At 63.6% G+C, this 12,579-nt stretch carries 12 protein-coding genes; 6 read left to right on the top strand and 6 right to left on the bottom strand.

From position 1 onward, the window contains the following. Nucleotides 1–10: 10 nt before the first annotated feature. From menB to I2H31_RS07975, 4 genes are all read right to left on the bottom strand, one after another. Complete coding sequence (gene menB, locus I2H31_RS07990) at nt 11–835, bottom strand: 1,4-dihydroxy-2-naphthoyl-CoA synthase (RefSeq protein ID WP_196292456.1); 825 nt, start codon at nt 833–835, stop codon at nt 11–13. 112 nt (nt 836–947) lie between these two features. After that, complete coding sequence (gene menD / locus I2H31_RS07985; protein ID WP_196292455.1) at nt 948–2,711, bottom strand: 2-succinyl-5-enolpyruvyl-6-hydroxy-3-cyclohexene-1-carboxylic-acid synthase; 1,764 nt, start codon at nt 2,709–2,711, stop codon at nt 948–950. Nucleotides 2,712–2,846: 135 nt separating this feature from the next. Next, the gene (locus I2H31_RS07980) at nt 2,847–4,082 is read right to left on the bottom strand and encodes a chorismate-binding protein (protein WP_196292454.1); all 1,236 of its coding nucleotides are present in this window, start codon (nt 4,080–4,082) and stop codon (nt 2,847–2,849) included. Further along, nucleotides 4,082–4,516: a hotdog fold thioesterase gene (locus I2H31_RS07975; protein WP_196292453.1), complete on the bottom strand. Its 435-nt coding sequence runs from the start codon at nt 4,514–4,516 to the stop codon at nt 4,082–4,084. Before I2H31_RS07975 ends, I2H31_RS07980 begins: the two co-directional genes overlap by 1 nt. A 186-nt stretch (nt 4,517–4,702) precedes the next feature. On the opposite strand from I2H31_RS07975, the gene I2H31_RS07970 reads away from it, so the two are divergent. The 6 genes from I2H31_RS07970 to I2H31_RS07945 all read left to right on the top strand — a co-directional run bounded on the left by I2H31_RS07970 (nt 4,703) and on the right by I2H31_RS07945 (nt 10,549). Continuing rightward, nucleotides 4,703–5,326, top strand: coding sequence for a histidine phosphatase family protein (locus I2H31_RS07970; protein ID WP_196292452.1), 624 nt, complete (start codon nt 4,703–4,705; stop codon nt 5,324–5,326). 66 nt (nt 5,327–5,392) lie between these two features. Continuing rightward, entirely contained in the window at nt 5,393–7,141 is a 1,749-nt protein-coding gene (locus I2H31_RS07965; protein ID WP_196292451.1) for a pyruvate dehydrogenase complex dihydrolipoamide acetyltransferase, read from the top strand. Between the two features lie 116 nt (nt 7,142–7,257). Next, entirely contained in the window at nt 7,258–8,355 is a 1,098-nt protein-coding gene (locus I2H31_RS07960) for an acyltransferase family protein (protein ID WP_196292450.1), read from the top strand. Between the two features lie 50 nt (nt 8,356–8,405). Next, nucleotides 8,406–8,948: an ATP-dependent protease subunit HslV gene (hslV, locus tag I2H31_RS07955; protein WP_196292449.1), complete on the top strand. Its 543-nt coding sequence runs from the start codon at nt 8,406–8,408 to the stop codon at nt 8,946–8,948. Nucleotides 8,949–8,973: 25 nt separating this feature from the next. After that, complete coding sequence (locus tag I2H31_RS07950) at nt 8,974–9,531, top strand: STM3941 family protein (protein WP_196292448.1); 558 nt, start codon at nt 8,974–8,976, stop codon at nt 9,529–9,531. A gap of 46 nt (nt 9,532–9,577) precedes the next feature. Beyond that, nucleotides 9,578–10,549, top strand: a complete 972-nt coding sequence (locus tag I2H31_RS07945) for a deoxyhypusine synthase family protein (RefSeq protein ID WP_196292447.1) — start codon at nt 9,578–9,580, stop codon at nt 10,547–10,549. 134 nt (nt 10,550–10,683) lie between these two features. Here I2H31_RS07945 and I2H31_RS07940 read toward each other — a convergent pair whose 3' ends face one another. Together I2H31_RS07940 and I2H31_RS07935 are read right to left on the bottom strand one after the other, a co-directional pair. Beyond that, nucleotides 10,684–11,214 (bottom strand): hypothetical protein, encoded by a 531-nt coding sequence (locus I2H31_RS07940; RefSeq protein WP_196292446.1) that lies wholly within the window; start codon nt 11,212–11,214, stop codon nt 10,684–10,686. 19 nt (nt 11,215–11,233) lie between these two features. Then, the gene (locus I2H31_RS07935) at nt 11,234–12,541 is read right to left on the bottom strand and encodes a cystathionine gamma-synthase family protein (protein WP_196292445.1); all 1,308 of its coding nucleotides are present in this window, start codon (nt 12,539–12,541) and stop codon (nt 11,234–11,236) included. Nucleotides 12,542–12,579: the final 38 nt, after the last annotated feature.

Here is a 12,579-nt window from a genome sequence, read left to right as displayed (position 1 = left end):
GGCGCCGGCCTTACGGAAACTTGGGAAACTTCGAGAAATCCGGCTGGCGCTTCTCCATGTAAGCATTCCGGCCTTCCTTGGCTTCGTCCGAGAGGTAGTAGAGCAGCGTGGCGTTGCCGGCCAGCTCCTGAATGCCGGCCTGGCCATCCAGCTCCGCGTTGAAGCTGGATTTCAGCATGCGCAGCGACAAGGGGCTCTTTTGCAGAATCTTGTGGCACCAGGCCACGGTGGTTTCTTCCAGCTGCTCCAGCGGCACCACTTTGTTCACGAGGCCCATGTCGAGGGCTTCCCGGGCGTCGTACTGGTCGCAGAGGAACCAGATTTCGCGGGCCTTCTTCTGGCCCACCACGCGGGCGAGATAGGAGGCGCCGAAGCCCCCGTCGAAGGACCCCACGTTGGGGCCGGTCTGGCCGAAACGGGCGTTTTCGGCGGCAATGGTCAGGTCGCACACCACGTGTAGCACGTGGCCGCCCCCAATGGCCCAGCCCGCCACCATGGCCACCACGGGCTTGGGAATGGAGCGGATTTGCTTCTGCAAATCGAGCACGTTGAGGCGGGGCACGGCGTCGTCGCCCACGTAGCCGCCGTGGCCGCGCACGCTCTGGTCGCCGCCCGAGCAGAAGGCCCGGCCGCCCTCGCCGGTGAGCACCACCACGCCGATGTCGGTGCGGTCGCGGCAGATGTTCATGGCCTCAATCATCTCCTGCACCGTGAGCGGCGTGAAGGCGTTGTGCACCTGCGGCCGGTTGATGCTGATTTTGGCGATGCCGCCAAACTGGGAGAACAGAATTTCTTTGAACTCCTTAATGGGCGTCCACTGGATGGGTTCGGTCATAGAATGGTGTCATTCTGAGCGCAGCGAAGAATCTTATCACGTCCACGCCGCAAGGGTTACAAAAGCCGACGAAAGTAGCCGTGATAAGATGCTTCCTTCGTCAGCATGACAGTTACGCAAAAGCGGCTTTCACCGCCGCGCGGTATTCCTCAAAAAACGCCGCGTTGGTTTTGGAGTCGGTAAAGATTTCCAGAATGGCCGCGCCGGTTTCGGCTGCAAAGAAAACCGGCAGCGCGGCATCAAGTTCTTCAAACGACGAAACCGGGAAATAACGCAGCTGAAAATCGCGCGCTGTGTTCTCGGCCGTGAGCAGCTGGCGCGTCTCAAAAAACTCGTCCAGCTCCGGCTGCTGCCGCGGTCCGTCGATGATGCGGAAAATGCCGCCGCCGTGGTTGTTGAATAGCACCACCCGCAGGTTGGGCAGGGGGTAATTGTGCCAGAAGGCGTTGCGGTCGTAAAAAAACGCCACGTCGCCGGTGAGCAGCACCACCGGCCGCCCGGGCTGGGCCAGCGCCGCGCCCACCGCCGTGGAAGTGCAGCCGTCGATGCCGCTGGTGCCGCGGTTGGCGAAAACCTCAATTTGCCGGCCCTGCGGAATGCCCAGAATGTTGGCGTAGCGCACGGCCATGCTGTTGGCCAAGTGCAGGGCGGTGTGCGGCAACAGGGTTTTCAGGGCCCGGTGGAAGGCCGAAAACTCATTAAAGACGGGTGCCGGCTGGCCGAAAAAGCTGGTCAGCATCTGGCCAGCGGCAACGTCGGCCCGCTGCCAGGCCTGTTGCAGAGCCTCGTTGTGCGGGGCTTCGGCCGGGGGCAACTCTGCGTTGGCCAGGCCCTGAAAAAACGCGGCGGGCGACAAGCGAATGATTTCGGTGGTGCGCCGAAACGTGTCCGAGACGGGCCCGCTGGCCTGCACGTGCCAATGTTGGCGCGGGGCCGCATCGCGCAAAAACAGCTTCAGCGCTTTGGATATCAACGACTGCCCGAAGGTGATGAGCAAATCGGGCCGCAGTGCCGCCTTCTCCGCTCCTGATAGGCCCGCCAGAAAAACGTCCTGGCGGTGCAGGGCAAAATCGTTCTGGGCGCCCAGCGGCGCATCGCCCGACCAGTCGGCTTCGCCGCTCACGTTGGCGATGACATCGGCCACCACGGGAATGCCGTGCGTGGCCGACAGCCGCCGCAGCGCGGCTTCCAGCTTCACCTCGGCGGGGTGCTGGCCGGCCACAATCAGCACGCGGCCCGCCGCCAGCAACTCGTGCAGCGGCCCGGGCAAGGGCCCCGTGTTCAGCGCGGAGTAGTCCGTGTCGCGAATGATTTTCACGTCCGCCTCGTAGTGCGCGGGCTCGTCTTTTTTCGGGTAGAAAGGCTCCCGCAGGGGCACGTTCACCTGCACGGGGCCTTGCGGGTAGGCGCTGGCCAGGTTGATGGCCTCGTTGACTAGGCGCTCGGCGTGCCATTTCGCGTCGGGGTGGCTGGTATCTACCGGAAACTCAAACGCCCCTTTGGCGTGGCGGCCGTACAGGTTTTGCTGCCGAATGGTCTGGCCATCAAGCTGGTCAATCCATTCCGGCGGCCGGTCGGCGGTGAGCACCAGCAGCGGAATTTGCTGGAAAAAAGCTTCCGCCACGGCCGGCGCGTAGTTCAGCCCGGCCGAGCCGGACGTGCACACCAGCACCACCGGCCGGCGCGTGGCCTGCGCAATGCCCATCCCGATGAACGCCGCCGCGCGCTCGTCGGGCACCACCCGCAGCCGGCCCCGAAAAGCCGGGTGCCGCGCAAAGGCCAGCGCGAGCGGCGCCGAGCGCGAGCCCGGCGACAGCACCACGTCGGTGATGCCGTGTTGGGCGCAGATTTCGGCAATGTTATAAACGGCTTGCATGAATAAGTCTGAGAGTGTAGGTGCTTGAAAAGAACGTCATGCTGAGCTTGTCGAAGCATCTCGCTCGCTTCGTTACATTCGTTTTGATTACCACTGCACGCGAGATGCTTTGACTGCGCTCAGCATGACATTCGATTATTCATGTAATACCGCCGCCACGGTCTGCAGTTTCAGTTCGGTTTCCTGCCACTCCCGCGCCGGGTCCGAGTCGCCGGTGAGGCCGGTGCCGGCGTAGAGGATGGCTTCGCCCTGGCGCAACTGCAGGCAGCGCAGGTTTACGTAGAGGCGGGCCACGCCGGGGGCCGCCACGTTCACCGGGCCCAGGAAACCGCTGTAGTACGCCCGGTCGTAGCCTTCGTGCTGCTGAATAAATTCCAGGGCCGCCTGCTTGGGCATGCCGCCCACGGCGGAAGTGGGGTGGAGCAGGCGCAGCATGTCGGTGCCCAGGTTGGGGAAGGGCACGTGCTTGAGGTTCACCTCAAAATCGGTGCGCAGGTGCAGCAGCTGGCCGGCAATGACCGTGCGCGGCCCGGTTTCGTGGTATTCGCGGAGCCGCAACTGCTTGAAGCAGCTCACGATGTAGCGCGCCACCAGTGCCTGCTCCTCAATTTCCTTCTGCCGCCAGATGGCCGTGCGCGGCGTCACCTCGGCCGTGATGGGCTGCGTGGCGGCCAGCGCCATGGTGTGAAACGTGCCGTCGGCCGTCACCTCCGCCAGCACTTCGGGCGTGGCGCCCAGCCAGGTGCCCACGCCCGGCACGCTCACCAGCGACACAAAGGCCCGCGGGTACTTCTGCGTCAGCGCCAGAAACGCCCCAAACGCATCGAACCCGGCGGGCAGCGGCCGGCGCGCCGCGCGCGAAGTCACCACTTTCACCACCTCCCTGGCCTCAATGGCCGCCACACCGTTGCTCACCAGTTCGGTGTATTCGGCTTCACTGGCGGCGTGCGGGGCCGGCTGCGCGCCATGGTGCCAGGTCAGGCTTTCGGGCGTGGGCGCGGCCAGCCAGGCGGCCAGCGCGGGCACCAGGTCGTTGGCGACCGCCGCCACGGCCACCGCGTCGGGCTCGGCCGCGTCGAAGCGCACGTCGGCGGGCAGAAACAGGGCCGGGTTGTGGTCGGAATCGCGAAACGGGAAAAAGGCGAAACCGGCCGGCGCCTGGGCCTCCAGGGCGGGCGGCAGGCCGGTGAAGGCCGCTTCCAGCGCGCGGGCCACCAGCAGGCGCGGGTGTTCGGCGCCGGGCTCGCGCCACAGCGCCAGCGGGCGGCCCGTGCGCAGGGCCCCGGCCGCGAGGTGGCGCAGGCGGGCCCGGGCATCGAGGCCGGCCGCCGGGGCAGGCCAGCGGAGCTGTCGAAGTTCGGTGGCGGACATTAGGCTGCTTTTCCGGCGGCGCCCGGCAAGTCAATCACGGCCATGGTGATGCGGCTGATGCAGACCAGCGCGCCGGTTTCTTCGTGGGTAATACGGATTTCCCACACCTGCGTGCTGCGGCCCACGTGAACGGGCGTGGCGCGGCCCCGCACCCAGCCCTCGCGCACGCCCTTGAGGTGGTTGGCGTTGATTTCCAGGCCCACGCAGGCTTGCTTGGCGCGGTCGACGCGCAGCGTGGCGGCGATGCTGCCCAGCGTCTCGGCCAGGGCCACCGAGGCGCCGCCGTGCAGCAGGCCCATGGGCTGGTGGGTGCGGCCGTCCACGGGCATGCGGCCCTCAAGGGCGTCCGGGGCCACGGCCGTGATTTCGATGCCCAGGGCATGGGCCAGATTGGGGCGCGAATCCGTCCAGCGCTGTACTTCTTCCAGGGTCATATTCAGGTATTAGTTGCTCGTTGTCAGTTGTTAGCCAGCGGCGGTAGGTTGGGAAATGCTGCCTGACAACTTTCGTAAAATCAAGCAACCTTGGCTGACAACCAGCAACGTGCAACTAACAACTAAACGCCGGTCTCGTACTTTGTAAGGATTCCTGACGCTTTCTTCCGCAAAAGTACACCCCACGTGAGGCCCCGGACCATCTTCCTGCTGCGCCACGGCCAGACCGATTTCAACGTGCGGGGCATCGTGCAGGGCAGCGGCGTTGATTCCAGCCTCAACGAAACCGGCCGGCGCCAGGCCGCCCAATTCTTTGCCGCCTACGGGCACGTGCCCTTCGATAAAGTGTACACCTCGGCCCTGCGGCGCACCCACGAGTCGGTGCAGCAGTTCCTCGACCTGGGCCTGCCCCACGAAGCCCACCCCGGCCTCAACGAAATCAGCTGGGGCACGCGCGAAGGCACCCGCATCACCATGGACGAGGACGCCGAGTACCGCCAGGTGCTCCACGACTGGGCCGAAGGCCGCACCGACGCCCGCCTCACCGGCGGCGAAAGCCCCGAGGAAGTGGCCGCCCGCCAGCGCCCCTTCATCGAACTCTTGAAGGCGCGGGAGCACGAGCAAACCGTGCTGGTGTGCATGCACGGCCGCGCCCTGCGCGTGATGCTCTGCCAGCTGCTCAACTACCCGCTCCGCTACATGGAAGGCTTCGAGCACAGCAACTTGTGTTTGTATAAGCTGGAGTTCACCGGCAGTTTTTTCACGGTGAAGAATTTTCTGGACGTGTCGCATTTGCAGGCCGCCGGCTGATTACTGGTTGTCTGGCCAATTTTTCGGGCTAATTTTGGCCTCCTCAATCCAAGCGCGACAAATCCGATGGCCGAAATCATAAAAATGCCCAAAATGAGCGACACGATGACCGAAGGGACCATCGCGGCCTGGCTCAAAAAAGTGGGTGATAAAGTTAAATCCGGGGACATCCTGGCCGAAGTCGAAACCGACAAAGCCACCATGGAGCTGGAAAATTACGAAGACGGCACCCTGCTCTACATCGGGCCGAAAGAGAAGGAATCGGTGGTTGTGGACGGCATTCTGGCCATCGTGGGCAAAGAAGGCGAAGACTTTTCCGCCCTGCTTTCCGGCGCCCAGGGCGGTGCGGCTGCGCCCGCGCCGGCCGCTGCTCCCGCACCCGAAGCCTCCAAAGCCGAAACCCCCGCTGCCCCGGCGCCGGCCCCGGTAGCTCCTGCGCCCGCCGCAGCCCCCGCCGCCCCGGCTGCCCCCGCCAATGGCAAGAAAGCCACCGTGGTGCGCATGCCCAAAATGAGCGACACGATGACCGAGGGCACCATCGCTGCCTGGCTGAAAAAGGTGGGCGATAAAGTGAAGTCGGGCGACGTACTGGCCGAAGTCGAAACCGATAAAGCCACCATGGAGCTGGAAAACTACGAAGACGGCACCTTGCTCTACACCGGCCCCAAAGCCGGCGAAGCCGTGGCCGTGGACGGCATCCTGGCCATCATCGGCGAAGAGGGCGCCGACATTCAGGCCCTGCTGGGCGGCCAGAGTGGCGGTGCGGCCCCGGCCGCCGCGCCGGCTGAAGCCCCGGCTCCGGCAGCACCCGCCGCTGCAGAAACGGCAGCCCCGGCCGCTGCGCCCGCCGCTACTTCGGCGCCCGCTGCTCCCGCTGCCGGTGGCCGCATCCTCGCTTCGCCGCTGGCCAAGAGCATCGCCAAAGAAAAAGGCATCAACCTGGCCCAGGTAGTGGGCAGCGGCGACAACGGCCGCATTGTGCAGCGCGACGTGGAAAACTTCCAGCCCGGCGCTGCCGCTGCTCCGGCTCCGCAGGCAGCTGCGGCGGCCACGCCTGCTGCAACTCCGGCACCGGCTGCCGCGCCGCAAGCGGCTGCGCCTGCCGCGCCGGCCGCCAGCGCCCCGGCTTCGACCGATACGTACACCGACACGCCCGTGTCGCAGATGCGCAAAGTCATTGCCAAGCGCCTCTCGGAGAGTTTGTTTACGGCCCCGCATTTCTATCTCACGATGGAAATCAACATGGACAAGGCCATGGAAGCCCGCGTGAAGCTCAACGAGCTGTCGCCGGTGAAGCTGTCCTTCAACGACCTGGTGCTGAAGTCGGCGGCTATTGCCTTGCGCTCGCACCCGGCCGTGAATTCCTCGTGGCTGGGCGATAAAATCCGCCAGAACAAAGTCATCAACATCGGCGTGGCCGTGGCTGTGGACGAAGGCCTGCTGGTGCCCGTGATTCGCAACGCCGACCAGAAAGGCCTCGCCGCCATCGCCAATGAGGTGAAAGAGCTGGCCGGCAAAGCCAAGAGCAAGAAGCTGCAGCCCGCCGAGTGGGAGGGGAGCACCTTCACCATCTCGAACCTGGGCATGTTTGGCATCGACGAGTTCACGGCCATCATCAACCCGCCGGATGCCTGCATCCTGGCCGTGGGCGGCATCAAGCAAACCGCCATTGTGAAGGACGGCGCGCTGGCCATCGGCAACATCATGAAGGTGACCCTGAGCTGCGACCACCGCGTGGTGGACGGTGCCACCGGCGCCGCCTTCCTCCAGACGCTGAAAAGCCTGCTGGAAGACCCCATGCGCCTGATGATTTGAGGCGAATGCCACAGAAGAAAACCAGCCCTCGCCGGCTGGTTTTTTTTTGCCCGATACCTTAGCGCCTGCGAGCAATGCGGAGTGATTTTAATAAACAGTAACGTCGTGCAAAACGCATGAAGCCGCCCTCCCAACCGTCGCCCATCAGCACCAGCACCAGCGTGGCCCTCGATGCGCTGCGCCTGCTGGCGGCGCTGGTGGTGGTGGTTTTTCACGCCAGCAGCCAGTGGCTGACGGACTACCCGGCGCTGCACGAGGCGCTGGGTCGGGCGTCGCACGCGGCCGTGGTGGTGTTTTTCGTGTTGTCGGGCTACGTCATTGCCTTCACCACGGCCGCCAACAACCGCGGCCCGCGCCAATACGCCGTGGCCCGGCTGAGCCGGCTCTACTCCATGCTGGGGCCGGCGCTGCTGCTCACGGCCCTGGTCGAAATAATTGTGGTCAACGTCGATGCGCCGCTCACGGCCCGCTACGTGCACGAGCATTCGGGGCTGCGCTACCTGCTCACGGCCGCTTTTGGCAGCGAAAGCGGCCCCTTGTCCGCGGCGCCGCCGCTCAATTCGCCGCTGTGGTCGCTGAGCTACGAGTTTTGGTACTACGCGCTGTTTGGGCTCTGGTGCTACCGGGCGGCCATTCCACGGGCCGGGTGGTGGCTGGCCGGGGCCGCGGTGCTGGCCGGCCCCAAAATCCTGCTGATGCTGCCCGTCTGGCTGTTTGGGGTGGCGGCGTGGCGGTGGCCAAAGTGGTCCATTGGAAGAAGGCAAGCAGGGCTATGGTTTACGCTTTTTCTGGTGCTGAGCGGCTTGGCGGTGGCATATGTGCCCGCCTGGCCGGTGGCGGTGGGCGTGCGGCCGCTCTTTCTGTCGGGGCAATTTGTGACCGACTGGCTGGTGGGGGCGCTGGTGGCGCTGGCCATCTGGGGCCTGCCCGGCGCGGGGCCGGGCGTGGCCTCGACGGGGGCGCCGGCGTTTCGGCGGTTGGCCGAGCTGTCTTTTCCGCTTTACGCGTTTCACTTCCCGCTCCTTGTGCTGTGGCGCGTGGCCCTGGGCTGGCGGGCGAACGACTGGCTGCAGCTGGGGCAGGTGGTGGCGGGCATTTGCGTGGCGGCCGGCTTGCTGGGAATCGCGTTTGAGCGCCAGCGGCGGGGCTGGATTCGGCTGTTTGAGCGGCTGGCGGGGGTAATTCGGCCCCGACGCGCGCCGGCCGGAAAATGAGCCGCGGGCCGGGACCGCGCCAAGCCGGGGCGTTGTATTTTTGCGGCCTTATGCAAGCAAAAATTCGTTCTACTACCGTCCTCGGCATTCGCCACAACGGCGAAATCGCCCTCGGCGCCGACGGCCAGGCCACCATGGACAAGCACGTGGCCAAAAGCAACGTCCGCAAAATCCGCAAGCTCCAGGACGGCAAAATCGTGACCGGTTTCGCCGGCTCCACCGCCGATGCCTTCATGCTGCTCGACAAGTTCGACGAAAAGCTGAACGGCTACGGCGGCAACCTCAAGCGCGCGGCCATCGAGCTGGCCAAGGAATGGCGCAAAGACCAGTACCTGCGCAAGCTGGAAGCCATGATGATTGTGGTCGACAAAGACGAGCTGCTCATCCTCAGCGGCACCGGCGACGTGCTGGAGCCCGACTCCGACGTGGCCGCCATCGGCAGCGGGGCCATGTATGCGCAGGCCGCCGCTCTGGCCCTGAAAAAGCACGCCCCGCATTTATCAGCGCGCCAGATGGTGGAGGACGCCCTGCACATCGCCGCCGACATCTGCATTTACACCAACCACAACCTGATGATTGAGCAGCCGGTATAGCCAGCGACTTCCTTTTACCTGCCTCATGGAACCCCTCATTGTCCGAAATTCGCGCTGGTTGTTTGGCTTGTTGGGTTTTTTCTTTCTGGCGCTGGCGCTGGGCAGCGCGGCGCTGTTGCTGCTCGATGACTCCGAGGCCCGGCTGATGGGCCTCGGCGGCTTGGTGTTCTTTGGCGGCATGGTCGTGTTTGCGGCGGTGCAGCTGTTTCGGCGCCGGCCCCGCATGGTGCTGAACGACGAGGGCATCAACGACTACAACCTGAAAATGGGCGTCATTCCGTGGAGCGAAATCACGCAGGCCTACGTGCTGCCCCTGTTGTGGTACAAAAACGTGGAGCTCAAGCTGCGCAACCCGGACGTGTACCGGAAAAAGCAGCCGGGCTACCTGCAGGCGCTGGCTTCGTATAACTCCGCGTTTGGCATGTCGCCGTTCGTGCTGTACATGAGCAACACCAACACCAAAGCCCAAACCGTGGTGGACTACATCAACCGGCAACTGCTGACGCAGTGGCCCGCCCCGGCGCCCCCGCCGCCCCCCGCTGCCCACCCTCGCCCCGCCGGCGGCGAGGAGGGCGAATATTAGCATTTCTCACCCAAACGGCGCCCCCGCGGGCGCATTTTCCCCACACATGCAAGTAACCAACTTTCTCCGCCATCATTTCCGCCATTTCAACGCCGCGGCCCTCATCGACGCGGCCGATGGCTACAACAAGCACCTCGCCGATGGCGGCAAGATGATGATAACTCTGGCCGGCGCCATGAGCACCGCCGAAATGGGCATTCAACTGGCCGAGTTGATTCGCCAGGACAAGGTGCAAATCATCAGTTGCACCGGCGCCAACCTTGAGGAAGACATCTTCAACCTCGTGGCCCACGATTTCTACGAGCGGGTGCCCCACTACCGCGACCTCACCGCCGCCGACGAGCACGAGCTGCTGAAGCGCCACATGAACCGCGTGACCGATACCTGCATCCCCGAGGAAGAGGCCATGCGCCGCATCGAGCACACCGTGCTCAAGCATTGGGAAAAGGCCGACCAGGCCGGCGAAGCCTACTTCCCGCACGAATTCTTCTACCAGATTCTGAAGTCGGGCGACCTGGAGCAGTACTACCAGATTGACCCCAAACACTCCTGGATGCTGGCCGCGGCCGAGAAAAACCTGCCCATCATCTGCCCGGGCTGGGAAGACTCCACGCTCGGCAACATCTACGCCGGCCACGTGATTTCGGGCGACATCAAGAACGTGCACACCATGAAGACGGGCATCCAGTACATGATGTACCTGGCCGACTGGTACACCAACACCGCCACCGAGGAAAGCAAAATCGGCTTCTTCCAGATTGGCGGCGGCATTGCCGGCGACTTCCCCATCTGCGTGGTGCCCATGCTGCACCAGGACTTGCAACGCCACGACGTGCCGCTGTGGGGCTATTTCTGCCAGATTTCGGACTCCACCACCAGCTACGGCAGCTACTCCGGCGCCGTGCCCAACGAGAAAATCACCTGGGGCAAGCTGGGCGAGAAAACCCCGAAATTCATCATCGAAAGCGACGCGACTATCGTGGCGCCGCTGGTGTTTGCCATCGTGCTGGGGCAGTAGGCAGTAGCGCGAACTGTGTGGTTCGCGTGCCCCGCGCCCCCTTAACGATTGTCGTTCAGCCACGCGAACTACAAAGTTCGCGCTACAAAAAGAGCCTGCCGCTGATGAAGCGGCAGGCTCTTTTTGTTTCGTAGCTAAAAAAGACCGGGGTTATTTTGGCTTATGAGACTTCGAAATTCATCAATACGATTCGGCCCAAATAATAATTTGCCGGACTTTTTACTGTGTTGGTCTGGCCGAGGTCCGTACGATTCTCTGAGTACCTGGCCTTTGTCAATTAGAGCATTATCGCTAATAACCCAAAATCCATCTGGTTGAAGTGCGGTGTTCAAATGAAGGATATAAAGCTCATGCCAGCCATGATGAATGGGCGAGAGCTTGCGATATTTAGAAAAAGCAGAGGAAGTTTTTACTTGGATGTGGCGTAAGTTTCCATTCTGTGCAATTTGAATATCCCATGCCTTGTTACTATTTCCGCCAAAAGAAATAGTTGCTTCTGGGTAGAGCGCTTCTACATACAACTTGGCGTAAAACTCACCTACGGCACCCGTCTTTTGGTCGCCTTCAGGAATTAATTCCGAGTGCTTTCTCTGTAGTTCGTTAAGCCTTTGATAAGCGCAAGCGTACTCTGAAATTGCTTGTTTGATTTCCTCTAGTGCTGCCATAAACTGAAAAGAAAATTCTCTACGCCAGTTCCAGCGCCCTTTCCTTGGCCACGTCCACGGCCGCAAACGCCTGCTCCAGGTCCAGCATCAGGTCCTGCGGGTCTTCCACGCCGATGCTGAGGCGTATCATCTGGGAGGTGATGCCCATTTCGGCTTGCTCGGGCACGGAGATGTCGGAGTGCGTCATGGTGGCGGGGTGTTCGGCCAGGCTTTCGGTGCCGCCGAGGCTCACGGCCAGCTTGATGAGGCGCAGGGCGTTGAGGAAGCGGAAGGCTTCGGGCTCGCCGCCGCGGATGTCGAAGGAAATCATGGAGCCGGGCGCGAGGCAGTGGCGGCGGTAGATGTCCTGCTGGGCGGGGTTGTGCTCCAGGTGGGTGAGGTAGTAGGTGCGCGCCACCAGCGGGTGCTGGCGCAGCCAGTCGGCAATGACTTGGGCCGACTGGGCGGCGCGCTCCATGCGCAGCTTCAGGGTTTCGAGGGAGCGCATGAGCATCCAGCCGGTGTTGGGGTCGCACATGGTGCCCATGAAGGTGCGCATGGCTTTGATTTCCTTCATCAGCGGCTTGCTGGCCAGGGCCGCGCCGGCAATGAGGTCGGAGTGCCCGCCCAGAAACTTGGTGGCCGAGTACAGCACCACGTCGGCGCCGTGCTTGAGCGGGTGCTGAAACACCGGGCCGAGGAAGGTGTTGTCGACCACCAGGCGGATGGGGTTTTCGGCGGTGCCGTGCTGGCGAGCCAGGGCGGCGCAGGCTTCCAGGTCCACGAGGTGGTTGGTGGGGTTGGCGGGAGTTTCCACGAAAATCAGGGCCAGGCGGCCCTGCTCGATGCCGGCCACCTGGGCGGTGAGTTCCTCCGGGGTGGCGGTGGGGCGGAAGCCCACGGCGGTGATGCCGAACTTGGGCAGCACGTTCTTGAGGAAGAAATCGGAGCCGCCGTACACGGGCTCGGAGTGCAGCACCACGTCGCCGGGCTTGAGCAGGGCGAGCAGGGTGGTGCTGATGGCGGCCATGCCGCTGGCGAAGCTGGCCGCGTCCTCGGCGCCGTCCCAGAGGCAGAGGCGGTGCTCCAGAATTTCCAGGCTGGGGTTGTTGAGGCGCGAGTAAATGAGGCCCATTTCCTCGTCGGGGTTGGCCTGGCGCAGGCCGTAGGCCAGCTCGAAGTGGGCCTTGCCTTCCTCGGCGCTGCCGAAGACGAAGGTAGACGTTTGGAAAATAGGGGGTTTGATGGCGCCCTCGCTCCAGGCGGGGGTGTAGCCGTAGCTCATCATCAAACTTTCGGGGCGCAGTTGTTGGCCGCCGAGGTGGGCGCGGTCATGTAAGGTGGACATGAAATGGGGGTTGGGTGGGAGGGAAGATTGGTAGGGCG

This window comes from Hymenobacter ruricola (assembly GCF_015694525.1).
GTDB lineage: Bacteria > Bacteroidota > Bacteroidia > Cytophagales > Hymenobacteraceae > Hymenobacter > Hymenobacter ruricola.
The sequence above is the reverse complement of the archived record's forward strand: the minus strand, read 5'-3'. Positions and strand labels throughout refer to the sequence as shown.